Origin of the sequence: Exilibacterium tricleocarpae (genome assembly GCF_007004655.1) — a bacterium.
Taxonomy (GTDB): Bacteria; Pseudomonadota; Gammaproteobacteria; order Pseudomonadales; family Cellvibrionaceae; genus Exilibacterium; species Exilibacterium tricleocarpae.
Genome location: NZ_ML660090.1, coordinates 322,768 through 349,389, shown reverse-complemented (window position 1 = coordinate 349,389; position 26,622 = coordinate 322,768). Strand labels below are relative to the sequence as shown.

Below are 26,622 nucleotides of genomic sequence, written 5' to 3'. Positions count from 1 at the left end.
CGAACTTTCCAAACGACGCAGGCTGCTGGCTCAACGCTCGCGTGTTACAACAATATAGGGAAACAACAATAAAGGAAAACAATATAGTACAACGAGAGGTGCGGCACTTGCCAAACGCCGGTCATACTATATTGGTAGGTGGAATATTTTCAATGTGCTCTATTCACAGTACGCCCGTGCGCAAATCGAGGCGATTTCCTGATGTTGGCGATTGCGGCGCACGTATTCGCATCGTGCGAATACACGCCGGCAAATTCGCTCGTTTTCCTGTCAAGGTGGAGGGAGCGGCCTGAGGGCCGAGCTTAGTGCTACTGTTTGTCCGATGCTTTTGGCATCGGGTTTGTCCTATAAAAGCCCAAATTTAGCACAGCGGTTCAGCCATAAAACCCACGCGGCAACACGTCAGGTAGGCGGACCGGTCAATTGGCACGCCTTTGCTTAAGTAAGTGCCATTTGTGCCTTTCCCTGCCATTAGTGCCGCGGGTTCAGTGCCTGTCCCCGGTATTCTCCCGGTATTCTCGAGTAAGTACCATTAGTGCAAGTGCCATTAGTGCCTGTCCCCGGTATTCCCCCGGTATTTCTTGCAGTGCCTGTCCTCGGTATTTGCTCGGTATTTTCGTTTAAGAACACTGTGGGTAGATCTGTCTCTGGAGGGGGCTTTCAGAAACTCTCGACAGCAGGGATGCTGTCGTGAAGTTCCCAGGGACGGGTTCACAACGTGTTTCTGAAAGCCCCCTCCAGAGACAGATCGGTGAACTGGCACGCCTTCGCTTAAGGTGAGTGCCATTAGTGCCTGTCCCGGTATACCGATTAGTGCCTGTCCCGGTATACCGGGGGAGTCTGTCCCAGCCTAACGACGCCAGCCCAACGGGCCTATTGTCTCGGTATCCCCACTCATTTATCGCTTCTTTTTGTTGCGTATAAAACAACAAAACAACCTATTTGATGCTATTGAATCAATTTAATGGCGGGTTAATCTAAGGGAATACCAAGAACACCGCTAATTCCGGTGCCAACAACAACACAGATACCCCGGACCACCAGGGAGACGCCCAGCCATGAAACGATCCACAGGCCTCAATCTGCAACGCCTTGCCCTGCCCGGTCTCGCACTTGCAGTCACTCTCGCACCCCACCTCCATGCCGAGGAAATCGAAGAAATCATGGTGACCTCCAGCAAACGGGGGCCGCAGAGTCTGCAGAGTATTCCTCTATCGGTGCAGGCGCTGACCGGCGAGCAGCTCGCGGCTGCGGGCGCCAGCGATTTCAACGGTTTCTTCCGCCTGATTCCGGGCCTGTCAGTGTTTGACCAGGGCCCCGGCGACAAGCGCTATATTATCCGGGGTGTCAATGCCACTGGCGCCGGCACCGTCGGGCTGTATCTCGATGAGGTGGTTATCACCGGTGAGAACGCCCAGGACGGCGGTGGCCGGCAGCCGGATATCAAGCTGTTTGATATCGACCGGGTCGAGGTGCTCAAAGGTCCCCAGGGCACGACTTTCGGTTCCAGTTCACTGTCGGGAACGATCCGCTATATCACCAACAAGCCCGAGCTGACAGAAGCGGAACTCAACCTGCAAGCCACCCTGCGCCATATCAGCGGTGCGGATATCGGCGGTCAGGTGGAGGCGGCCGTCAATCTGCCGGTGATCGAGGACAAGCTCGCCGTGCGACTGGCGGCACTGCGCCTGGATGAGGACGGCTTTATCGACAGCCGCTTCGACGACGGCGTTAACTCCGACAGCACCACCGCGGCGCGTGCCAGTCTGTTGTACGCACCCAATGACGCCCTGTCCCTGAGCCTGATGGCCATGTTTCAAAACCTGGAGACCGATGGACCAGCCTACTTCAACCGGGTGGATGGCACCGGCACCGCCCTTGCCGACTTAACCCAGGCGGACCTCTCCGCCAACCCCTTCGACGATGAGATTCGAATTTACAACGCGACGCTCGAATACGGCAGCGATTATGGCACCTTCACCGGCACCGTCTCCAAGCTCGACCGCGACACGGTGTTTAACCGCGACGCCTCCGCCGCCGTCGGTCCCACCTCGGTGATTACCCAGCCGAAAGACCGGCAGGTGGAGAGTTACGAAATCCGTTTTACCTCGGCCTGGGATTCACCGGTGCAGGCACTGGCGGGCTTTTTTGCCCAGGATGAAGAGCGCTTTTTTCAAAGCCGGATTTTTCCATCCGATCCGGTAACCGGTAAGTTTTCCGAAGTGAGCGGCTTCTCACTGGATCGCAACGTCGATACCTCTGTCAGTGAACAGGCTTTGTTTGCCGAGCTGTCAGTGGATGTCACCGAGGAGCTTACCCTCACCGGTGGTATCCGCTGGTTCGATATCGACGTTGACGAAGTGGCCACCGCGGTACAGGGCTTTAGCGGCGCGCCCGGCGCCGGGCGCGGTCCGCGATTGAAGTTCGGCGAGGACGACACCATCGGCAAGCTCAACCTCTCCTACCAGGTCAATAATGATTTAATGACATTTCTACAGTGGTCCCAAGGCTTCCGCGCCGGCGGCACCAACGACCAGACCGCCGCTGAAATTGCCCAGGTCACCATTCCCGCCGGCTTTGGCTCCGACGCTTTGGACAACTACGAAATCGGCGTAAAAAGCACCTGGATGGAGGGCAAGCTGCTCGCCAACGCCTCCCTTTATTACATAGACTGGGCAGATATCCAGATTCAGGATCAGGCCCAGGACCCGAACAATCCCTCGGTGTTCTTTCCCTTTCGCGCCAACGGCGGCGGGGCGGATATCTATGGTATCGAGATCGATATAACCGCCAGTCCCATACCCGGCCTGGACCTGGGTCTGGTCGCCAGTTATACCGACGCTGAACTGTCGGAAGACAACCCGCTGGCGACAAGCGGCTTGAAAGGCGATGGCATTACCTATATACCGGAGACTACACTGACATTGACCGGGCAGTACGCCAGGCCCTTGCCTTACAGGGACCTGACCGGATTTGTCGGCGCGGACCTGAGCTACGTCGACGAGCGCAATACCGAGCTGCGCCCGAACAGCCCGCTGTTTGTGACGCTGGATTCCTACAGCCTGGTTAACCTGCGGGTAGGTGTCGAGTCCGACACCTGGTCGGCGGTGCTGGCGGTGCACAATGCGTTTGACGATGATACGGCTGTCGACGTATTCAGAATCATACCCGGATTGACACCCGACGGGTTTATTCCGCAGCGACCGCGCACTGTTGCCTTGAGTTTCCAGCAACGCTTTTTTTAGGGAACTGTATTTGTTGGCGGAATCCATTTGAAGCCGGGCATTCAGGGTGCGATCAAACGGGTTTATCAACCCAGGCGGCGATTGGGGTGAATAGTCGGCATCATCAACCAGAGTGATCAACCGCAACGACGGGCAATTGCACCATGAGACATCGCAGTAAACCATGAGCTGGCTGGCCAGGCTGTTCAGCAATATTGTCGGACCGACAGCGGTCATGGCCGCGGGTACCATGGGCGCCGGAGCGGTGGCATCGTTTATTCTCGCCGGGGCCTGGTTCGGTTACGAGCTGTTGTGGGTTATTCCGCTGATGCTGCCCGTGTTTGTGATCGGTGTCGACAGCGCCTCGCGGATCGGATCGCTCAACCCCCGCCAGGGCATGTTCTCCCTGATCAGGCACAACACCCACGCCGGTCTCGCCTGGCTGTTGCTGATTCTTACGGTTCCGGTTCATATCCTGATTATCATGGGCCAGGTATCGGTAATCACATCATCGCTGCTGTCGCTGGTCGGTGTTAGTGGCGCGGCGGAATCCGGGGCCGGTGTCACAAGCGCCGGCCCGATGCTGGAATTCGGTCTGTCCCTGTTGTGTGGCGTCGCTATTTTGTGGCTGTTCCTGTCCCGTGGCTACGGGCGTATGCAGACGGCGATGAGTTTGCTGATGGTGTTGATGTTTGTCTGTTTCCTGATCGTCGCGATTGGCGGACTCAGCGAGCTGCCGGCTATCCTGCGCGGTTTTGTGCCCGGTTTTCCGCCGGACCTGCCGATTCCCGGCAGTGATGGACTGCGCCTGTCCAGCAGTTCAGTGATCGCCATGGTCGGCAGTGCGATTGCGCCGGCGGCGCTTCTGGGAATGCCCTACCTGGCCAGCGACGCCAATAGCGATGCATCGACATTAAAGCGGGATTTCAGGAAGTCCTGGTTGAACCTTGGATTGATTTTTGGTGCCTACGCCATTTTTATTGTTATCGCCGGTGGTTTCGCGCTGTTTTCGCTGGACCATCACGCCCGTATCGACACGGTGCAGGAGGCCGGCAAAGTGCTGACCAATGCCCTGCCGGCCAGCATCGCCTTTGCCGGCCCGGTTATCTTCACCCTGGGGGTGCTGATGGCGGCCATCACGACCATGATCGTCGCCGCCCAGGTCTCGAGCTATTTCTGCCTGGATGTTTTCAATAAAACCTGGCGCTTCACCCCGGACAATAGACTTTACCATTACCTGTTGGTTTTCTTTATTCTCGTTCCCGCTCTGCTGGCGCCGCTGTGGAGTCTGCCGGCGCTGTTGAAAGTCATATTGCTGATGGGCGTTAACGTGATTGTGATTCCGCTGGTTTTCGCCATCGTTATTTACCTGGTCAACCGCAAGTCAGTTGTGGGGCAACACACCGCCGAATGGTGGCGCAACCTGGTTTTGACAGCGGGTTTGATTCTGTCGCTGGCACTGGCCGCGGATAAGCTGCCGGACTACATTGACTTCTTTTTGCGTTAACGGTCTTTCTCAGTTAACGCCCACTTGCAGGAGGTGACACAATGACAATCAACAAACCCGTCTTCAAACGGGCCGATCATGTTTCACTCACCGTTGCCGATCTCGACGCTACCATCGCGTTTTACACGGAGGTTATGGGCGCGGAGGTAAACTATCGCATGGGCCCGTTCGACGCCGCTGAAATTCCCCCGCTGGAGGATGGTCGCGACTGGACCGATGCCCATGTCAACGTCAAAGGTGCGCGCCTTGAAATTGCCATGCTGCGTTTGACCGACAACCTGAATATGGAGCTTTTTCAATACCAGTTGCCGAAAACTGCAGCCAAGGTACCGCCGAAAAACTGCGATGTCGGCAGCCGCCACCTGTGTTTGGAGGTCGACCATATCGACCTTGCCATCGATTACCTGGTGGAGCGCGGCTGCCGCGCCATGGCCGGTCCCATCACCATGGAAGACGGGCCCTGTGCGCCTTCCAAGTCCTGGTATATTCTGGACCCTTTCGGCAACCAGCTTGAATTGGTCGAGTACATTTAGCACCAAAGCGCCGCGTCATCGTCAACGGGAATTGCCCGGGTTTGGATAAACTGAGACTGGAGGAACAGGTATGAAGCGAGAACCGATAAATCCCGATACACTTTACGGCAGTGTGCAATACGGTTTTTCCCACGCGGTGAAAAGCCGGGGCACGACCACGATTCACTGCGCCGGTCAGGTGGCTTGGGACAAAGATTACAATGTGGTGGGTGCCGGCGATATCGGTGCCCAGGCGCGCCAGGCGTTCGCCAATCTCAAGACCGTGTTGGCCGCCGCCGGCGCCGGTGTTGCGGATGTTGTGTGCATGCGCACCTACGTCGTCAACCATAAACCGGAGTACCTGGAGCCGGTAGGTGCGGCAATTGCCGAGTTCTACGGCGCTGTCACACCCGCCGCCAATACCTGGATCGGTGTGCAAAGCCTGGCGCTGCCGGAGTTTTTGATTGAGATTGAGGTGACTGCGGAAATCGATTGACAGTGCCTGTCCCTGGGGTCGTTGTCTAGTGTTTTGCCAGGAATCTTGAGGGACGCCTGCAACTTAGCAACTTAAGTATGTGACAACGAGCTTACACAACGCAGCACGCTTTAGTCAGTTACTAGGTTGCAGGTATCCCTCAAGATCCTCAAGGTCATACTTAAGTTGCTAAGTTGCTAAGTTGCTAAGTTGCTAAGTTGCTAAGTTGCTAAGTTGCAGGCGTCCCTCAAGTTTCAAGATTCAATAGCCAATAGTTTGTTACTTCAGCCTGTTGCGATAAACCTTGCCCCCTTTCATCACCAACAGGATATTGCGCAGCGCTTTGATATCTTCAGTCGGGTCTCGATCCACGGCCACTATGTCGGCAAATTTACCGGCGCTCAAAGAGCCGATTTCATCTTCGGCCCCGAGCATTGTGGCCGGGGCTATAGTCGCCGAGCGCAACGCCTGTAGCGGTGTCATGCCGGCTTCGACGTAGTACTGCGCCTCGCGGGCGGTGGCGGTGGTGCCGTCGTTCGGCTCCGACGGCAACTGGTCGGTGCCGAGGGCGATATTGACTCCCTCTTTTATCGCCGTCTGCAACGCTTTCCAGTGATCTTTACCCACCGAATCCCGGCGTTGCAGATACCACTGCGGCGAACCTATCCGTTCAAAGAACGGCTGCGTCGCCGGCTGGCTTACCACAATCGTGGGCACCAGCCAGGTGCCGTGTTTCTTCATTTTTCTCAACACTTTGCGATCCAGGAAATAGCCGTGCTCGATACTGTCCACACCCGCATCCACGGCAATATCGGTCGCCGCCGGAGAACCGGAGTGAGCGGCTACCTTGGCGCCAAAGCGATGCGCGGCATCGACCACCGCGTTAATTTCCTCCGGCGTCATCAGTGCCTCGGCAATGCCACCGCCGTCGGTGGCGATACCGCCGGAGATCAGAATCTTGACCCAGCTGGCGCCGGCGCTGATTTCCAGCCGCGCCGCTTTCATCAGTTCATAGGGCCCGTCGAAGTAAGTAGTGTCGGCCTCGGAGCCGTGGCCGCCGGTAATGGCCAGTGCCTTGCCGGCGCTGAAGATACGTGGTCCATCGGCGTACCCTTTGGCAATGGCCTTTTTTAATGCCAGATCACCGTGGCGCTGGTCGCCCGGCGAGCGGATCGTAGTGACGCCGGCCTGCAGGCTGTCGCGGGCGGCGGCGGCCATGCGCAGGGCCAGTTCCGCCTCGGTTTCATTGGCCAGTTCGGCTGCCATTTTTCCCGGCAGCACCAGGCCGTAGTGCACATGCATATTCATCAGGCCGGGAATCAACCAGGTGCCGCTGGCGTCAATAACTTCGGCATTGGCCGGCACCCGGATATCGGCAGCGGCGCCCACCGCCTTGATTCGCTCGCCTTCCACCAACACCACGGCATTGGCAATAGGCGCCTTACCTTCCAGGTCGACCAGGGTCGCGCCGACGATGGCGCTGACCCCGGGCGGCTCGACGGCCGGGGCATAGGTGGAGACAGCGGCCAGGCAGCCGGCGATAAAATGTGCCCAGAGTTTATTCATGGTGTTCCCTATCTCGTTTACTGTTTGTGTTGCTATTTATTTTTAAGTGCTGTGTTTGATGGCATTTGCTTCGGGCGCTACCTTTGTTGGTGGTGATACTTAAGCAAAGGAGTGCTAACTGATCGGTCTGCCTCTGGTATTCTTAATCATTATCGGTAGGACGACAGTGAGGGTCGATAGGTTGGGGTAAGCCCTCTCAAGTATCCCCGCCAAAAGTAGACGCCTGAATAGTTACTTCGGGTTACTCTGTTCAGGGCCATCAAGCTTGGAGCCTCTGCGCTGACAGATTCCCGGACCTAATTATCACCAATCCACTCCGCTATCTCCTGCTCCAACAGATCCAACGGCACCGGCCCGTTTCTCAATACAATAGCGTGAAATTCACGCAGATCAAATCGGTCCCCCAGTTGACTGCGGGCGCGCTCGCGCAGCGCCAGTATCTTCATCATACCGATCTTAAACGCGGTCGCCTGGCCCGGCACCGCCAGATAGCGATCCACGGCCCGTTCATTGTTCTCCAGTGAACTGGCGGTATTTTCATTGAGATAGGCAACGGCCTGCTGTCTCGACCAGCGCTTGGCATGGATACCGCTGTCGACCACCAGGCGGCAGGCGCGCCACAGCTCTCCGGCCAGCCTGCCAAAATCGGCGTAGGGCGTGTCGTAGAGTCCTAATTCGCGGGCCAGGTACTCCCCGTATAATGCCCAGCCCTCGGTAAAGGCCGTGTTTGACCACCACACATAGTACTTGCGCAGGCTGGGAATATGCGTCTGGGCCTGCATCACCGCGCTCTGCAGGTGATGACCGGGTATGCCCTCGTGAAATAACAGCGCGGGTAAGTCGAAACTGCCGAGACTCTCCATATCGTACATACCCAAATAGACGGTTCCCGGCACTTCACCATCGGCGCTGCCAGCTCCATAAAATCCTATGGGCGCCGACTTTTCCCGGTAGGCTTCGATTCTTTTTACCACCAGGTCGCCGGCCGGCGCCTGCGGCAAAATATCGGTGACGCGGGATTTGGTCCTATCCACAATGGTGCGCGCCAGTTGCAGATACTCCGCACGGCCCTGGTCCGAGTTGGGATAGTAAAACGCCGGTGCGGTTTTCAGGTGTTGAAAGAATTCCTTGAGTGTGCCGGTGAAGCCGACGCTGTTTTTAATCGACTCCATTTCCCGGTGGATACGCTCAACTTCCTCGAGTCCGAGCGTATGAACCTGGTCCGCCGTTATATCGGTGGTCGTATACTGGCGCAGCAGAAACTGATAGAACTGCTCGCCGTCGGGCAGTCGCCAGACGCCCTCGTCACTGGTTGCCACCGGGGTATGGGCTGCAAATGCATCGATCAGGCGGCGGTAGGCAGGAATAAAGTCCTGGTCGATGGCCTGGCTCGCGGCATTGATCAGGGCTCTCTTATCCTCGTCACCGAGCGACAGTTTCTCAACTTTGCGTGTAAAATCCGCCAGCAGTATGCTGTCTTGCGGATCGCCCTGCACCAGCGTTTCAGCGGCGTGAATCAAGCGCGGCAAGACACTCTTACTCAGCGAGAAGCCTTTGCGCTCACGGGTCTTGAACAATTCGATAAACTGGTCAATGGGGCGCCCGACCGTTTGCAAGCGGTTAATATAGGCACGCGCATCGCCAGAGTCGTCAATACGGTGGTGGTTCGTCAACAGTCCGGGGATTTCCAGGTGCAGCCCCACGATCTGGTTGATCGGGGTCAGGTGATAACGCCAGCTCGCCCGTTCGATGCGCAGTTTCAGCTCGGCCTCGAACACCCGATAGTTGAAGCGGCCGGCCTGATCCAAACGCCGGATATCGAAAGAGGTGCGCAACTGGTGCAGGTCCAGCCAGTTTTGGCGCGTCTCCCGATCCATTTGTTGAATCGAGATATCGCTCCATTTGTCGTTGCCCTGCTTCAGGCCGAGTCGGGTCGCCAGCATGGGGTCTGCCGCCAGACGTCGCTGGTAGACCGATTCCAGGTATTGGGAAAGCCGTTCGGATTCATCCGGCGCGCTTTCGCGCACGGCACAACCGCTCGGCAGGCAGGTTATACAGATTAAGCAGAAAATTTTCGCTGTGGTGCGCAGCATTGGCCGGTCCTCAAAAAGCCCTCATACTCCCGGTACTGTTACCCCTGATCAGTACTGCAACCGGGAGGCATGAGGTTGGAGGAGTGGAGCAGTCAGTCAAAATTATAGGTCAAGCGTAGACCAAAGGTTCGGTAAGACGGCTCGATGTGCAGGCCGCCGGTAAACGCCTTTTGATAGGCATTGGTAAAATATTTGCTGTCGAACAGGTTGTCCACATAGGCTACCACCGAAAAGCGTTCGTGTTCGACACCCGCGCGCAGATCGACGTAGTCGTAACTCGGCACCTGCCAGGGAAAACCCGATTGTATCAAGGCGCTGGTGGACGATTGAATCTCATCCCGGTAGGTCCATTCGGCCCGCACATAACCACTGAGATCAGCGTTGATGTCAAAGCCGTACTCGGCGTCGGCCGAGAAGGTCCATTTTGGTGAGTTGGGTATCGTCTCACCGTCCAGCACTCGGTTGGCGCCATCGATAAACGCGGTAAACTTGTCGTACTCCGCCTCCAGGTAACCGGCGGTAAAGTTGACGACCAGATTGTCGCTGAACAAGGCGGTGGCGGTGAGTTCCACGCCGGTGGAAGTGGCCTTTTCGGCATTGTCTATGCCGCCAAAGAGAATAAAATCGCCGTTCTCATCCAGTCCCGCCTGTTGAAACGCCGTTTGCAGGTCTTCCCAGTCCATATAGAAAAGCGCCAGGTTTAAACGCAGGCGATTGTCGAACAGGTCCGACTTTGCGCCGACCTCGTAGTTCCACAAAGTCTCCGGCTCGAAAGATTCGGCACCGGGGAAGGGGCTGATCTGGACACCGCCCGATTTGAAACCTTTTGACGCCGTTGCGTAGAGTGAAACATTGTCTCGCAGCTCATAATTGAGTGCCAGACGCGGGGAAAAGTCTGTAAAAGTATCTTCTACCGATAAAACGGTTTCTAGCGTGCCGGAGAAGCCACGGATATTCGCCTCTTTGGTCTCTTCGCTATAGCGGCCGCCCAGCGACACTGTCAACCTGTCGGTCAGCTTGTAGTCGGCCTGGCCGAAGATAGCCCAGTTTTCCGCCTCCTCTTTGGAATCCTCACTGTCGATAAGAAAACCTACAGGCAGATCGAACGGTTGTGCCTCGCCGACAAAGGTGCGGTTGTCGACCGCTCCCCGGTCCCTGGCGTAGAGCAGGCCCAGGTTCCAGGTAAAATTGCTGGTGCCGGTATTTTGCAGCCGGAACTCCTGGCTGATACTGTCGCGGGGAATGGTGCGAATTTCGTTGAAGAAATCACCGCTGCCGCCGTCGATATCGCCCTGCAGGAAAAAATCCGATTCCATATAGCCGGTAATGCTGGTAAACAACAGATCGGCAAACTCGTAGTCGACACGATTGACGAGGTATTTGAAGTCCGTGCCCACCGTCTGCGGTGAATTAAAGTTCACCTTGGTGCGGTTGCTCGGATAAAAGCCCACGCCGTCCGGGTCCGGGTCCGGCAGGCCGTCGCCGTCCCGGTCCGGGAAGTCGGCATAGAGCACGTCGCCGGCAAACGTCGAGAATACGCCGGAGGGAATACCTTCACGCATACCCACTTCTTCATTGGCGATGCTGCCGGTGAGGTCGACGGTCAGGTTATCCGTCGGCGTGTAGCGCAGCGATAGCTTGACATAGTCGTAGGTGGCGTCGTTACCGCCTCCCAGGGGGTTGATGTTTTCAATAAAGCCATCGGTGCTGTAGCGTTTGACATTGACGCGCGCCGCCAGCACGTCTTCCACCAGCGGAAGGTTCAGCACACCTTCGATATCCAGGGTGTTAAATCGCGAGTAGTCGACGATCACCGAGCCGCCAAAGTCGTTCTCCGGTTTCTTGGAGGTGATATTTATCCCGCCGCCGAGGGCATTGCGACCAAAATAAGTGGCCTGGGGACCGCGCAGTATTTCGATACGTTCGATATCCATAATGGGCGGGTTGATGCTGCTGCCGGCGACATTAAAGCCGTCGACATAAAAGCCGAAGGTCGATGTTCTCAGCGCGCTGCTGCTGACCAGGAAGTTGGTGACGCCGCGGATGCTGATACTGCGCCGCGAGCGGGCGCCGTTTGACGTGAAACTGGCGTTGGGGGTGCGGGTGACATAGTCGCCCACATCGGAGAACATATTCTTCTCGATCGCCTCACTGGTAAAGGCAGAAATACTGATGGGTACGTCCTGCAGATTCTGCTCCCGTTGCTGGGCGGTAACCACGATCTCCTCAATCCGCGCATCGGTTTGCGCCGCCGCTAAACCCGCGGTCCCGACCAGGGCGACGGCGAGCGCCGTTTTAGCCATAGTAATGGAAATAGTGCCGGCAGCAATACCGGAAACCGTGTCGAAAAATAAATCGGGGCGCCTGCCGGCAAGGTGTTTTCTGGTCATGTCTCCGCCCTCTTTTTTCACGCATAGTTAACGCATAGTTGTTGTAAATCGTCGTTGTCACTTTTTGTTTTAGCTTTTTATTTTTACTATTTGTTTTAACTTTTTTTAACTACAACTTCGCGGCTGTGTTCAGCGCTTGGTTTCGCCGGCCTTGTCCGCCGCCGGTTCGTCGTAGCTGAGAAAATCCACCAGGGCAATCCTGCCCTGCTCGACAACAGCGTAGCCCATAACGTGGGAAACGGAACTGACGCCGTTGTTACGCGAGCGAATCAAGTGGTAAGTGAAAATGCGGTTGCCGCTGGCAAACCCCTCTTCGAAGGGCAGCACAATTTTCACGGCTTCGACGCTGGCCTGGATGCGTTTGAAGTGCTCGACCATCGGCTTGATACCGCGCACCCGCTCCTTGCCGTTGATAATAATGGCCGCCTGCTCGGTGAAATGACGGCGAAAAGCGGCTTCAGTGAAACCGTTCGGTTCCTGTATGGCCCCGTTCCACCAGCTGAACATGCGCACCAGTGCATTGTCAGGGTCGTCGGCGGCAAAGGCCGTGGCGCCAAACTGGCAGATTGAAAAAATGACCAAGGCTCTTAGTATATTTCTCATTAGCACTTACCCTTTCATCACTGTAGAAATCGTATCCGCCAGGGCTGTTTACCAACGGTCGGAAGGCCGCGGCCCATATAGCACCCGACTTATTCGACTAGACTTATACGATTGTTTCAATAACAGTGAATGCGCCGTTTTGTTGCTTTAGGCGCAACTCCGGTCTTGGGATTGGCGCCTCAAGGCGCTGTCGCGTTAAGTTTCAGGCGGGTTCAGGACCCGGCGGCGTTGCGCCGCACCTCGCTTTTCAGATGGGCTTCGATGCCCAACAACAGGCGATAGGCACCCACCGGCAACTGCCTGCCGGCGCGGGTGATCAAGCTGGTTTTGGTGGAGTTCAGGATTCTGTTGCTGACAGGCAGGGCAATCAGGTCGCCGCTGGTCAGTTCCTGCTGCACCACCAGTTCCGGCAAGATGGCGATGCCCCTGCCGGACTTGACGAAATCGGTGATCAACGTCAGGGAATTGGTCAGTAACGAGGCCTCCAGAAACACGCCGTCTTCCTGTTCGGCGGTATGGATGATCTGGCGAATACGGTAGTTCTCCTCCGGCAGGCCGATGCTTTCGCCCTGCAGGCTGGCCAGATTGATGGACGTTTGTTGACTGAACGCATGGCGGGCGTTGACGATGACCATCAGCGGCTGCGGCAAGACCAGTCGGGCGTGGATTTTGGGATCCCGCGGTATATCGAAAATCAAACCCATATGGGCGTTGTCTTCCCGCACCAGGTCCACCACCGCGCTGGTATTGGCTACCTCTACCTGTACCTCCATACCCGGATAGTTTTGCATAAACGCCTGTAGCATATCGCTGAAGCGCTGGGTTACATAGGCTTCGCCCACCGCCAGCACTATCTTGCCGGTGCGGATACTTTTGAGTTCTTTGATCTTGGAGAGAAAGGCTTCTTCCTGGGACAGTTTTTCGCGGTAGTACTGGCAGGATGCCTCGCCGGCTTCGGTCAGTTTGATCTTGCGCCGTCCCCGTTCTATCAGGGCGAGTCCCAGTTCCGCTTCCAGCTCTGCAATCTGGCGGCTGACCGAGGAAGTGGCAACGTCCAGCTCTTCGCTCGCCGCCCGCATAGTGCCGAGGCGGGCTGATTCATAGAGATAACGCAGGCGGATATCGCTCGGCATTGTTAAACCTCATCCCGTGTGTGGCTTTTTATTGGCACCTGCTCCGGCTCTCGCGTTATGGGTCAGACTTTCTTATAAACAAGTATGTGCTAATTGACCGGCCTGGCCCCGGCGGAAGCCTTCAGAAACACGCTGTGGACCCGTCCGTGGGAGCTTCTCGACAGCATCCCTGCTGTCGAGAGTTTCTGAAGGCTTCCGCCAGGGCCACACCTACCTTCAGTATGCTTAATCGAGACCGATGTGACTGCGGTGATGACCGATGAATCGATGCAAACACGCTTAAGGTAGACACCATTGGGGTCAGACCAATAGATTGCTCTAAGCGCAACAAAGAGCATAATACATTGTTATTGAAACAGACTTCAAATGCTTCTAAGTTGTAGCCCCTGCCGGGGGGCTGCCTGCCCTGCCCGGATTGTTTTAAGCGGGCTATGGCAACCAGTTGCTGTGCCCGGGCTCTTGCGCGCGGGTCGTCACGCCCGTTGTAGAGCCACCTGTCAGGACTTATAGAGATCACATTGGATGGGAGAGAAGTATGGATCGACACTCCGTGGACTGGCGAGGTTATATCCCGGCCATTACCACGCCGTTTAGCCAAGACGGTGCTTTTGACGAGGAGGCGACCCGGCAGTTGCACCGCTGGGTGTACGATAACGGCATGCACGGCATGATAGTGCTGGGCACACAGGGGGAGTGGTTCAGCCTCAGTCGGGAAGAAAAGCGGAAACTGTTCCAGATCACCGGTGATCAGCTAGGCGGCAAGCTGACACTGATAGCGGGTTGCCACTCTTTTACGGCTGCCGAGGCGGTAGAAAATATTGCGGTTGCCGCCGAATACGGTTTTGACGGCGCACTTATCACGCCGCCACCCTACGTAGTGCCCACCGAGGCGGAAATACTGGCTTTTTATGGCGATATCAGCGCTGCCGCCGCGTTGCCGGTGTGCGTTTACAACTGGCCACCGGGCACCAATGTGGATATGCCGCTGTCCTTGCTGGCGCAAATCGCTACACTGGATAAAGTCGTGGCGATTAAGAACTCCACACCAAACCGGGAACAGTTTCTCGAGGTGTTCTTCGCCCTGAAAGACCAGGTGCGCATTTTTGGTATTCCCATGAATGAACAGGGTATTTCACTGGTGCTGGAGCACGGCGCCGATGGCACCATGGGAGCGGGGGCGGTGTTGGGCAGAGATCACCCGGATTTTTTCAATGCCCTTTGGGCCGGCGATATCGAGCGGGCCAGGCGCCTGGGCGAACGCGATGAAACTATTATGCGCGACTGGTTCAAACCGAATTACACGGGCAGATTCGGCTCGGCCCAGGCGACCTTTAAAGAGGCGTTGAACCAGCAGGGGCTGCCCGGCGGCTATCCCCGGCGCCCGATACTGCCCCTGGATGACAAAGGGGCGCTGGAAGTCAGGAAGACACTGCAAAAACTGGGTAGAATTTAGTGCTCCCGCGCGGGCCGGGAGCACCGGGGCGAAGATGCAGACATACGACGTGGCAGTTATCGGCGGCGGCCTGGTGGGTTGTGCCGCGGCCTATTACCTCGCCGGCGCCGGCGCCCGGGTCGCGCTGATTGAGCGCGGCGGCATCAACCAGGGGGCATCCGGCCAGAATGCCGGGTCCCTGCACTTCCAGCTCGAACACCGGCTGATCCAGCACCGCAATACCCTGGCGGCGGAACTCGAACACTATGTGGCGCTGACGCAAATGGCCATCGCCCAGTGGCGCGACCTGGAAGCCGAACTCGATTGTGATCTGGAGTTGGGTATGCACGGCGGCCTGATGGTGGCGGAAACGCCGGCCCAGGTGGAACTGCTGCAACAGAAAGCGCACATAGAGACGGGCCAGGGCCTGCAGGTTGAGCTGCTTGACGGTGTCCGGGTCCGGCGCCTGGCGCCCTACCTCGGCGATACGATTCTGGCCGCGCTCTTCTGCCCGGCCGAAGGTCATTGCAATCCGCGCCTGCTTACGCCCGCCTACGCGCAAAAAGCGGCCGCCAGGGGTGCTGAGATTTTTACCCGATCCCCGGTCAATGGCATCCGGCGCCAGTCCGGCAACTGGCAGATCGAGATCGGTGCCGGTACCGAAACCGCCGCTGCCCGGCGGTTGGCCGCTGCTGCCGTGTTGAACGCCGCGGGTGCCTGGTCGCCGGCTGTTGCCGCCATGGCGAATTTACATCTGCCGCTGTTTCCAGTGGGGCTGACCATGAATGTGACGGAGCGAACCGCACCGCTGATTCCCCACCTGGTGCAGCATGTGGGGCGCAAACTGTCCATGAAACAGGTGCGCGACGGCAATATCCTGATCGGCGGTGGCTGGTCCGCTCACCTGTGGCAGCGCGACGGCAAGTGGCATGCCGAGCGGGCACCGGTGATTGACCCGACTTCGGTCTACGGCAATCTGGCTGTGGCCGCCGAGGTGGTGCCGGCTGTCGAGACGCTGCATTTGGTGCGCACCTGGACCGGCACCACCGGCATTACGCCGGATCAGCTGCCGATTATCGGCGAAGTTTCCCGCGCCCCCGGCTTTTACGTGGCCGCCGGCGGTTCCGGATTTACCTATGGTCCCAGTTACGCGCAGTTGATCAGTGAACTGATACTGAAAGGCGAGACGTCGTTTCCGCTCGCGCCCTATTCCCCCGACCGCTTCGGTCATATCAATATGTTTATGGGTTGAGCAATGGCAAAGCGGATGACTCGCAATGTTCAGAGAGGGGAAGAGATCACCGTGATCATCGATGGTCAGTCGGTCACTGCCTACGCCGGCGAAACCCTGGCTGCCGTTCTCCTGGCCAATGGGGTCAGTGTGTTTTACAGAACCCAAAGCGGCAAACCCCGCGGTCCCTATTGCAATATGGGCGCCTGCTTTGAATGCCAGGTGCGTGTTGTCTCAAGCGCCGGCGGCGACTGGTGTCGCGCCTGTATGACACCGGCCGCGGACGGCATGTCCGTTGTGACCGGCGCGCAGAAAGCGGACGGTTAAGCCCGGTGGACAACCCAATCGACAGCATGATCAACGACACCCGCGCGCTCACCGCCGAGCTGGCCATTGTCGGCGCCGGCCCTGCCGGTCTGGCGGCGGCGGAGGTGGCGGTGGCCCAGGGTATCGACGTGGTGGTGGTCGACGAGCAGTTGCGACCGGGTGGCCAAATCTACAGACAACCGCCGCCGGCTTTTCAGGTGAAAAACTGGTTGACCAGCAGTATCTATAAAACCGTCAGGCAATTATTGGCCAGAGTGGCCGAGACAAATCGAATCCGCTGGTTGTCGCAGACCACGGTGCTGGCGGTGTTGCCGGCGCGAACAACGCCCGCTGCACGGGGGCATAAACTGATACTCAAAGATGCGGACGGCAGTTTTCATCTCGATGCCGACTGTGTATTGATCGCCTCGGGCTGCTATGACATGCCGGTGGTATTTCCCGGTGCCAATCTGCCCGGCGTTATGGCGACCGGCGGTATCCAGGCGTTTGTCAAAAGCCAGCAACTGGTGCCGGGGGAGCGGTTCCTGTTTGCCGGTTCGCACCCGCTGCAACTGATTGTTGCCGATCAGACTGTCCGGGCCGGCGGCCAGGTGGCGGGTGTGATATTTTCACAACCCGCCAGCACCGTGTTTTTGCTGCTAAAATCGGCGCCGCTGCTTATCCGCCACGGCGCCAAGCTTGCGTATTTCACCGCGGCCCTGGTGCGGCTGCTGATTAAAGGTGTGCCGATCCGTTTCTCCCGCACGGTCAAGGAGGCCCATGGCGATCAGCGGCTGCAGCGGGTCGATCTGGTGCCGGTTGATGCGGCGGGAACTGTGCGGGCCGAGGCGGTGGAGTCTGTCGACTGCGACCGCCTCGGTATCTGCTTTGGCTTTCTCGCTGCTTCGGAGCTGGCTCGCCAGGCTGGGGCCACCCCGCGCTGGTCGGCGGCGGGCGGGGGTTGGCTGGTCGACCACGACAACTGGATGCGCACGGGTGTTACGGGACTGTTTGTCGCCGGCGAACTGACCGGGGTGGCGGGCGCCGATGTGTCTATGCTCGAGGGGCGCCTGGCGGGTCTCGGCATTGCCCGTGAACTAAACCGTATCGACGGTCAACGGGCAGAACGCCTGGCCCGTGCCACACGTTCGCGACTGAGCGGAGCGCTGCGGTTCGCCGAGTTGCTTAGAGGCCTTGCCTATCCGGGCAAGCGTCTCCTGCGACAGTTGATGACCGACTCATCGTTACTGTGCAAATGCGAAGAGGTTTCAGTGGCTGACTTTAAGCATTGTCTCACCGGCCATCCGTTTATCGACGATGCCAATGGAGCGAAACTGATCTCGCGCGTCGGTATGGGGTTATGCCAGGGCCGCTACTGCCACTATCATTTATGCGGACTAGTCGCGGATGCAGCAGGCGTGGATGAGCAGGAGGTCAGGGCCTTCACTGCCCGCTTTCCGGCCAAGCCGGTGACTATAAAGGCACTCTTGAATCGCGGCGACGACTAGACGTTACGTTGTCTTTACGGGTTTCCCATATAGCCCTGATATTTGCCTATATCACTATCATTTAAACGTTACCCGCAGTATCCTCGGAGGCTGTAGCAATCGGACCGGCTTGTTGGCACGCGATGGAATTTCAGTTTGACGGCCTGCTCCGTAAACCGATAACCCCGGCAGTCTTGACTGCGCCGAAGCATATGGAGGCTCATAAGGGTCTCCACCCAGTAAGTGACACCCTCCAGCAAGCCAGAGGCGGCGCTGGAGGGCTCCACAAAAAGTACTATCTCTGAGGTTGCCCGCTAAAAACTGACTTGTACGGACACATGTAAATTGTCATTGTCCCCCGTGTTGCTGCTGCCGCTATCGCGCAACTGAAAGCCCCATGCTGCCTGGGCAGTCAGTAATTGTGATAACTGGTATCTAAACCCCAGCCCAAGACTGTGCAGCTTGAAGTTCTTTTCGCCGGGCAGTTTCTCAACACTGCGCGTCTGGGCGTAGTCCTGAAAGACATAGAGGCTGAGTGAATCCCTCATCGTCAATCCCAAGCGCTCGGCCAACTGAAGGGGTGGCGCAACCAGCTCCTGACTGAACAGAAAGCCCTCGTCGCCAAAGACCTCACCTTCCTCATAGCCGCGAACACTGCCGGAGCCACCGGCGCCGAACTGCTCACTGCCAATAAGGTTATGACTTGCAAGCTGTGCTTTGATACGAGCAGTCCATGTCCAGCCATCCATCGGGCCGGACAGTGGCGTGCGCCGATTTACATTCAGGGTGCTGTAGATATAGTCCGCTGAGGCGTTGGCACGACTTAGAGAAAAGAACTCGTCCTCGTTGCGGCTGGTTACGCCACCCGGTGAAGCGGTTATAGCCAGCGAGCCTGAAGTGCTGCCATATTTATCGCTCAGAGCACCGGAGTACTGCGCCTTTAACTGAACAACCTCGGTGACATTGTCGGTAATTGGAATGTCGGCAAAGTCAAAGTTGTTATCGCTGCTTTTAAAATCAAAACCAAAGGTAAGATTCTGCGTCAGCCGATCATTGATTGCCGGGGTTAAGGGCAGTGTGTAGCCCAGAGCCAACTGCGAAGACTTACCTTCCAGGTTAAAGGGCTCAGCAACAATACCATCAGTTTCTGAGTAAGCGGCACTGACATTTAGGGAGTGTCGCCAGGGAAGGTCCATGGTGTAACTCCCGGACAGGCTCTTCGAATGTTCGAAGCCTTGATCCGTCGTTACCTGCATGGTGAGTTGATGGCCGAGACCAAATGCATTCCCCCAGTTAAAGCCGGCCAGAGCGCGCTCCTCGGTGGTAGACTGGGTACCCGTATTGTTGGCACCGACAAAAAACCTTACCGGTTCTATCTCACGAGCCTGGATCACCAGTTTGGTCGTACCCCGCTCGCTCCCCGGGCTTGCCACAACACTGGCCGCCCGGAAGGGATTGCGGTTTATCCAGGCAATGTCCTTATCCAGGGCCTGAGCGTCAATAGCACCATCATCCGCCTGACGTATCCATTTTTGATACTGCTCGTCGGAAAAGTAGCGATTCCCCTCGACATCGATTTCGCCGCTAAAGCGAGATTCCATAAGCACGACCTGGATGTACCCATCGGTTATGTCCTGTTCGGGTAAAAACACCAGGGTAAAGGAGTGGCCCAATTGCCGTAAATGAATGCGGGTGACCTGTTGCAGCCGCCGTAATGACTCCGCGGAAATGGGAAGCCCTAAAAAGGTGTTGGCTATCATTTCAAAACTCTCATCCTGAAGATGTGGAAATTTTGAAACGTCTAGTTGCCGGCCACCCATATAGGCAGAGGGATTGGCAATCAATCCTTCTGTCGTCTCCAAAAAAATCAATCCTTCGAGCTTGTCCAGAATGACGGTTTCACCTTCTGCCGCCCCAAAATCCGCTACGCGCTCTAGTGACTGAGGACTATCGCCAACAGGGGGTGAGACCATCTGGGGCACTTTTTCCGGAACCAGGTTATCCAGGTTTTGTGCGTTTGCCGATTGGCTGAAGTTGGCAAGCAGAAAGATAAAACCTGCTGTAAAGCCAGACAGATACGCGAGGCGTATATCTTTTTTATTTTTTATCATGACTAAATACCACTAAACATGGAAGACAAGGCCGTCGCCAGGATGACCTGGTTCAGGGTGTTGTTATCGCCTTTTTCGTCGGTCTGGGTCAGATCACTAAGCTGCATAGAACTCGTATCGGTAAGCATTTCATAGACCTGACGTTGCTGATCCTCTTCCACAACCTGCACAGCGCGGGCAATAGAACCCGCTACTGTCCCGGCAATAATGGCTACGGGGACAACGGCCGCTCCCACACCAACACCGGTTACTGCGCCTACGGTTCCGCCTGCCTTAATGATCGCACCCTTTGCAGCGATTACACCGACTGAATTAGGTAAAATAACACTGGTTGCCTTTGCCATTACAAGGCCGGTTGTCGCTGCCACTACAGTGCCGCCAAGGACACCTCCGCCAACCACTGAGGCCTGGCCGGCGAAGTGTTCTTCGAGGTAATCAGCGGCGGCAACACCAATAAAGTCCCCGTAGGGGGTATCGGTGCCAAACAAACTCGCCATTCCACCCCCCTGAATGGCTTCTTCCTGTGCAACCCAGTCGTTGTATTGAGCCTCGGCTCTTTGGGCGACTCCCTGCCGTGCAGCATTAATATGAGAGGACATATGATCAGCCAGGGCCTGCTGACTGACGTTGTAGTTGGTCGGGTCTACCTCAATCAGATCCAGAACGTATTCACTCATCACGAGCCCCAGCATTTCTGCTGCCACGGGGTCGGTCCGCGCTGCCTGCAAAAAAGCCAGGGTATCGAAGTTGCTATAGGCGCCCCCTGTAAGTTGCTTGAAGCTTGTTGAGCCTCGAGCAGATGCACCATACCCGGCAACCATATTGGCCAGATCTTCATTGCCGTCCAGTATCGACAAGCCGACAGCTTCAAGCACTGACCCCAAAGCGGCATCGGGTAGACCAAGCAAATTATTGTTGGTGGGAGGCGATGAGGAAATGGTCAACCCGCCGCTTCTATTGCCGTAAACTTCATCTGCGTTAAAGAATGCATCATAGGCCTCGTTGTAGATGGCTTGCTCCGCTTCTATTTCCCGGCGAATTTCCGCTACTTTGGGATCGGGTTCCCAGGTCAGGGCGCCGTTGGTATTGGCGACGATGACATAGTTGGGATTACCGCCAATCGCCTGGATGTACTGCACCACAGGCTCTTCTGATTCCTGCTGTGCGGATGAAAACAGGTTTGAGGCGATAATAAATTCGCCGCCGCCTATGGTGATAACGGGAGTGACATCCGTGCCCGGGATATTTGTGATATCGATAGGCACAATATCAACACCGACTGAACCGGGGTCTGCTTCAAAGTCAACATCAGGCGTACCAATTGTGCTCGGAAATCTGGCAATAAACTGATCGTTGTCAAATGCTGCAGGTATTTCAAAATCTTCCAGGTTCTGAACGACTTGCACCGGCGCCAGTTCATCGTCCCGAAAAATCCGGAAGCTTAGATTGGGGATGGCGGAATCCAAGGTATCGAACTCGGCCAGATTGGTTGCTGTGGCAGTAAACCGCGGTAGCGGAAAATTGCCTGTAGCCGTGGCATTGTCGACCTTGATTTCTATAGGACGCGGCAAGATTGCATGATAGCCCTGTTGGTTCGAGATCGCGTAATTGGGATTTTCTCTCAACCGGGCAAGGATTGTGCGGACGCCTACAGGCGCGCGCGGCCCGAAAGAGCCGGTGACCAATGGGTTATCGGCAAACATAATATCGTCGATAGTGTCGAAACTGGCCAGTCCATCAGCCGCTATCAGATAGTTAAACGCCGGGTCCGGGTCACCGTAAAAGCGAATGATATTTTCCGGCTTAATGGCGATGTTTCTCGGCAATATGGTGAACAGCCCGCCTGTCACGTTCGCCAGTTCGTAATTGCCTGTACTCAGGGTGAAGTCCAGGTTGTAGGTGCCCGCATCTGCGGTCAGCTCCGGAGCTGAGAGACTGACCACATCGGGGCTGTCGCCCAAAGCCAGCCCGTTTACTGTATAGGTAAACTCAGGGTTAGCCTCGCCATAGGTCCGTGAAAAGTTAGTTGTGTCAATCGTAAGAGGCGCGGGCCGAATAAACAGTGTTCCCGACTGCCTGATATCCAGCGCGTAGTTGGGGTTGGCCAGTGTTGCCGTAATGGCATAGTCACCGGCGTCAGAGCCGATGGCGGCGTCAGTCACAAACTCAAATCCAAGCTCGCCTGGCAAATCGTCCAGCTTGAGACCGGTAAGAAAATCGACAGTCGGATCGAGCGTGAAACCGCGGCCGTAGATCGTTTCTGTATTCCCAATTTCAATGGCCAGGACTGCCGGTGTTACAGTGAGCAAGCCCGAAACGAGGTTTATGGTGTAGTTCGGATTGCTGCCCACAGCGAGATTGATGCCATAGTCGAGCGGGCCGGAGGCTGCCGTTGCCACCGTGTTGATCGTTAAACCATCGATATCAGAGGCGTCGTCAAAGCTGGCAAGGCCATCGAAGGTAGCCGTCAATTGTGGGTTTTCATCACCGTACTCGCGGGTAAAACTGTCGGCGGTTATCGTCAGTGGCCTGGGCAATACATTCAAAACCCCGTTGTTTAACGACCTGACTCGATAGTTGGTCGCCTCCGCCCCCAAAAATTGAACGGTATAGGAACCCACCCCGGAAGCCGGGGCGACCAGGTAATTGACGAAGACGTTGCGAAAAACGGAGGCTGTATCGCCATTGACCAAACCGTTGGCTATAACGGTTGGTGTCGGGTTGGGATCGCCATATAAGCGTGAAGCGAGTGCAAGAAACAGGTCAACGTCCACCTTGTCGATATCCAGGGTGCCGTTGTTAATCACCAAATTGTAGTTATTGCTGATCTGATTGGCTGACAGATTAATGCGATAACGACCTGCCGATGAATCCTGAGTGGCGGTGGTGTCCAGGGTGATATCGGTAACCACATCTGCCAGTGTGTCTCCGGCTACCAGACCATCGGGTGTCAAGGTGAATACAGGGTTTGCTGAACCATAGTCTCTTGAAAAGTTATCTGCGGTCAGGGTCAGCAGCGCTGGGGTGATATCCAGTGCGCCGGCAGCGTAGGTAATGTCGTAGTTAGCGTCCGTAATGCCGCCGGGTGTGACGTTGTAGGTTCCGACATCGCTATTTATGTCGGCCGCGGTCGTAAAAATCAGGCCCGCCGTATTCAGCGTATCGCCACTGACCAGTCCGGTTGTCGAAATACTAAAATCCGGATTGGCGGCACCAAAGATGCGGCTTGCATTATTGGCCGTAATGGTCAGGGCGGCAGGCGTGACATTAATAGTGCCATTGACATAGGTAACGTTGTAGTTTGTATTCGTCACGCCACTTGCAACAGCCGTATAGCTACCCACATTCGCCAATCTGGCCGTTGCCGCCGAGGAGACGGAGAGGTTGCCGAGGGAGGCTTCTGTATCAAAGGACGCCAGGCCGGAAATGCTAAAACCCGGTGTTGTGAGTTCTTGCCCGAAAACCTTATCGATGCTGTCTGCGGTAATGGTTAAATCGCGAAAATCAACCGTCAAGGTGCCCGGAACATAAGCTAAGCTGTAGTTGGCGGCGGTTGCCCCAAAAGGCGTGATGGTGTAGTTGCCAACCGGTGATTGTGGTGTTGCCGTTGTTATAAACTGCAAACCGCTGACAACTGAAGCATCGTCGCCGCTTCGAAAGCCGGTGATTGTCGATGTAAAGGCCGGATTGGGGTCGCCGTAGATGCGAATGAGGTCATTGGCCGTCACGGTAAGAACCCGGCTGGGGTCCAGCGCGACGCTCAAGGTGCCGGGCACCAAAGACAACTGATAGCCGTAGTCAGAGAGAACGACAGTTCCATTGGCAATATCAATGGCATAGTCGCCGATGGGGCTCGCTGCATCGGCCGTGGTAGAAAGTACGGGTAGTCCGGAGAAGACGTCGCTGGCGACATCGCCACCGACCAAACCGGAAATACTGAATGTCAGCGTGGGGTTGGCTTCACCCGGTTCACGGGCATTGTTATTGGCAGTCAGTATCAGTGTCGGTGCCAGGCTGTATAAAACCCGATTACCCGTTTGGGTGATGGTAGCGGGCGCATTGGCCGCGAAGGTTCGGTTGTAAACGGGAGCGGCTGCCAGTCCGCCGAGCGTGGTGTCATCGGGGTTGTCAGAGTAAACCAGAAAACGTCCAGTGTTTGCTGTGGCCAATGCGCTTGCGCCGGCGTTGTTAATAAAGGAACCATTTTGTGCAGCAATGAAAATATTGCTGCCTCCAAAAGCGGTGGTAATGTTTGCACCGGCATTCAGGGTTAAGTCCCCCACGGTTGAGATGGTGATGTCGCGGCCAACCAGATAGTCGCCCGAGATATCCAGACCCCCGGCACTGTCGACGATTGTCAGTGATCCCTCAATTCCGTTGCCGGTTCCCGTATTGGTAAGTGAGCCAATACGGTTTGCCGCATTGGTAATACTGACATCGCCGGAAATACCGGGAGAGTCAATAAAATCGCTTACACCGGCAAGTTGTAAATCCAGCGTGGCTACATTCAATGCGCCGTCGATAGTAACAGCGCCAATGGGGCCGCCAGAAGCATTTGTACCCGAAATTGTTGCCGATGCATTTCTGTTGATCGTCAACCTGTTTGCGGTAATGGTTGCACTTGAATCGACGGCCAAACTGGCGGTTTGTCCTGCAATACTGTTTTCTACAAAACCCAGTCCAAGGGTGATATCTCCGGACCCTGCGGCAAGACTGCCGTTGATATTGATGTTGTTGCCGGCATTCAGCGTCAAACTGTTGCCAGAGGTCCAGCTCACGTCATTGCCGACGGTGATGGTGCCATTGGGGTCGCCGCCAAAACCATCTACTGCAGACGCATCCAAAATGACATTGCCGGACTCGAGCTGTGTCTGCAGTGTAGAAACCAGAAGAATGTTTGGCTCAGCCAAAGGATTGGTGTCTTGAATGATCAGTGAATCCGGGTCTAACAACAATGTGCCGTTTAAGCCGCGTTCAGAATTGAGGTCGACAAAGCCGGAGAAACTTAGCTCGCGCTTACCGGACACCTCCACCAAACCCCCTGCTGAGTCCTCAGCCGTCGATCCGGCGGCAATAGTTCCCGCATAGTCAGTGCTTAGGTCGGCCCAAACAACCGCTGTTCCGGCGTCACCCGTTTGGCTGCTGACATCAATGACCGCCGCCTGGGTAACCTGCGTGTGATCTGCATTAACAATACCGGCATCTTCGCCCCGGAATCCACCACCCACATAAACATCGCCGCCACTGCCATCGGCATTTTTCGCGCTGGCCTGCCCGGAGAATAAGATATCGCCGCCCTCGGCGGTGAGAAGAATACGACCCTGGCGGTTATTGACGCCGGTCGCCTTGATAATGCCCGACTGATTGATAGCCAGATCATAGATATCGCCACCGGCGGCGACCAGTACGGCTTCAGCCGCATCAATCACACCGGCATTATCGATGCCGGTGCCGTCTAACTGTTGGGATAAATCACTTTTTACAATCAATCGCTGATTGTCTTGCCTGGTCAGCAGGACTTCGTTTCCCGCCGCCAGCGCGACCTCGCCCTGCGACGCCTGCAACAGGCCTTCATTGGAAATCTTTGACGCGATCAGAACGATATCGCCATCGGCGCTGGTAATAGATCCGAGGTTTACAATCCCCGCTGTTGAATCGCCGGAGAACTGCGAGTCGCCGCCGTTGAGAAAGTCCGCATCAGCAATATCCAGTGTCGAGGCGATAAACTCCGCGGCATTAATATGGGCATTTTCTCCAACCACCACCCCGTTGGGGTTAATGAGAAAGACCCGGCCATTGGCGTTCATCTGGCCCAAGAGTTGTGACGGGTCTGCCCCCGTCACCCGATTTAGCAGCGCAGCGCTGGCATTGAGCTGTTGAATGTTAACGGTTTCATTGGCACCGATGGAAAAGGATTGCCAGTTGGCTATCGCGTGCTGAGTGGTTTGATTGATATCGAGTTGCCGGCCGTTTTGCGAAAACTGCAAATTGCCGTGAGTGACCACTACCTCCTCCGGCAGGGCATAGCCTGGAAAAGGTGCCGTGATCAAGGCAGCAGGCAGGGAAAAACGACCCAGCACAGAAAATAGGGACTGGCTTATGCCACAACCGTCAGAATTTGCCATTAGAGATATTCCCGTAGTTAAAAATAGATGTTGTTACCCAGAGGCACCTGATACCAAAACCTGGCGCGCAACTGTAAAAAGCAGGTAGTTGTTATTTGTGATAGATGCATTGCTCATGAGCTTTTGGTTTTTATGCGCTTATACGTTGCCTTAACCGATTTTTATCGATGTCCACAATCAAAATAGCTTTCGTACTGAAAAAGCGACAAATGACGACAAAATTAGTTGGAGCTACCGAAAAAGTGCTTTTTCGCTGTCGCCTTTTTGTCTAAAAAGCTATTTGGCTGCGAGCGCGAGCATGGCTTGCCTTCCAGATTCACGCGTTTGACGCCTGGCATCGGGCAATGAGGGGCTGGTGATAAAGGGTTGAGGAAAGGTAATAAATAGGGCAGATGGCCAATGGCACCTCCTTAAGCGGATATGTGCC

Annotated in this window: 15 protein-coding genes; 8 read left to right on the top strand and 7 right to left on the bottom strand. The window is 56.1% G+C overall.

Annotated elements, in window-relative coordinates:
* The first annotated feature begins 1,058 nt into the window (after positions 1-1,058).
* The 4 genes from FKG94_RS07855 (at position 1,059) to FKG94_RS07840 (ending at position 5,739) form a co-directional block, all read left to right on the top strand.
* On the top strand, positions 1,059-3,245 hold the full coding sequence (locus FKG94_RS07855; RefSeq protein WP_142903648.1) for a TonB-dependent receptor: 2,187 nt from the start codon (positions 1,059-1,061) through the stop codon (positions 3,243-3,245).
* A 163-nt stretch (positions 3,246-3,408) separates the two neighbouring features.
* Positions 3,409-4,731 (top strand): NRAMP family divalent metal transporter, encoded by a 1,323-nt coding sequence (locus FKG94_RS07850; RefSeq protein ID WP_142903647.1) that lies wholly within the window; start codon positions 3,409-3,411, stop codon positions 4,729-4,731.
* Between the two features lie 41 nt (positions 4,732-4,772).
* Complete coding sequence (locus tag FKG94_RS07845; protein WP_142903646.1) at positions 4,773-5,264, top strand: VOC family protein; 492 nt, start codon at positions 4,773-4,775, stop codon at positions 5,262-5,264.
* 70 nt (positions 5,265-5,334) lie between these two features.
* A complete protein-coding gene (locus FKG94_RS07840) occupies positions 5,335-5,739 on the top strand; it encodes a RidA family protein (RefSeq protein ID WP_142903645.1) in 405 nt (134 codons plus the stop codon).
* A 258-nt stretch (positions 5,740-5,997) separates the two neighbouring features.
* On the opposite strand, the gene FKG94_RS07835 is transcribed toward FKG94_RS07840, so the two are convergent.
* The 5 genes from FKG94_RS07835 to FKG94_RS07815 form a co-directional block, all read right to left on the bottom strand.
* A complete protein-coding gene (locus FKG94_RS07835; RefSeq protein ID WP_142903644.1) occupies positions 5,998-7,284 on the bottom strand; it encodes an amidohydrolase family protein in 1,287 nt (428 codons plus the stop codon).
* 296 nt (positions 7,285-7,580) lie between these two features.
* A complete protein-coding gene (locus FKG94_RS07830; RefSeq protein ID WP_142903643.1) occupies positions 7,581-9,377 on the bottom strand; it encodes a DUF885 domain-containing protein in 1,797 nt (598 codons plus the stop codon).
* Between the two features lie 92 nt (positions 9,378-9,469).
* On the bottom strand, positions 9,470-11,767 hold the full coding sequence (locus FKG94_RS07825) for a TonB-dependent receptor (protein ID WP_246125012.1): 2,298 nt from the start codon (positions 11,765-11,767) through the stop codon (positions 9,470-9,472).
* Positions 11,768-11,896: 129 nt separating this feature from the next.
* Entirely contained in the window at positions 11,897-12,370 is a 474-nt protein-coding gene (locus tag FKG94_RS07820; RefSeq protein ID WP_142903642.1) for a hypothetical protein, read from the bottom strand.
* 212 nt (positions 12,371-12,582) lie between these two features.
* Positions 12,583-13,503, bottom strand: a complete 921-nt coding sequence (locus FKG94_RS07815) for a LysR family transcriptional regulator (protein ID WP_142903641.1) — start codon at positions 13,501-13,503, stop codon at positions 12,583-12,585.
* 535 nt (positions 13,504-14,038) lie between these two features.
* On the opposite strand from FKG94_RS07815, the gene FKG94_RS07810 reads away from it, so the two are divergent.
* The 4 genes from FKG94_RS07810 to FKG94_RS07795 are packed head-to-tail and all read left to right on the top strand — an operon-like array spanning position 14,039 to position 17,980.
* Complete coding sequence (locus tag FKG94_RS07810) at positions 14,039-14,956, top strand: dihydrodipicolinate synthase family protein (protein WP_142903640.1); 918 nt, start codon at positions 14,039-14,041, stop codon at positions 14,954-14,956.
* A gap of 34 nt (positions 14,957-14,990) precedes the next feature.
* Positions 14,991-16,187 (top strand): NAD(P)/FAD-dependent oxidoreductase, encoded by a 1,197-nt coding sequence (locus FKG94_RS07805; RefSeq protein WP_142903639.1) that lies wholly within the window; start codon positions 14,991-14,993, stop codon positions 16,185-16,187.
* Between the two features lie 15 nt (positions 16,188-16,202).
* Entirely contained in the window at positions 16,203-16,493 is a 291-nt protein-coding gene (locus tag FKG94_RS07800) for a (2Fe-2S)-binding protein (protein ID WP_179957539.1), read from the top strand.
* Positions 16,494-16,498: 5 nt separating this feature from the next.
* On the top strand, positions 16,499-17,980 hold the full coding sequence (locus tag FKG94_RS07795; protein ID WP_179957538.1) for an FAD-dependent oxidoreductase: 1,482 nt from the start codon (positions 16,499-16,501) through the stop codon (positions 17,978-17,980).
* Positions 17,981-18,273: 293 nt separating this feature from the next.
* Here the strand turns inward: FKG94_RS07795 and FKG94_RS07790 are convergent, their stop codons facing one another.
* On the bottom strand, positions 18,274-20,070 hold the full coding sequence (locus FKG94_RS07790; RefSeq protein ID WP_142903636.1) for a ShlB/FhaC/HecB family hemolysin secretion/activation protein: 1,797 nt from the start codon (positions 20,068-20,070) through the stop codon (positions 18,274-18,276).
* 2 nt (positions 20,071-20,072) lie between these two features.
* Positions 20,073-26,195, bottom strand: coding sequence for a beta strand repeat-containing protein (locus FKG94_RS07785; RefSeq protein ID WP_142903635.1), 6,123 nt, complete (start codon positions 26,193-26,195; stop codon positions 20,073-20,075).
* Between the last annotated feature and the right edge of the window lie 427 nt (positions 26,196-26,622).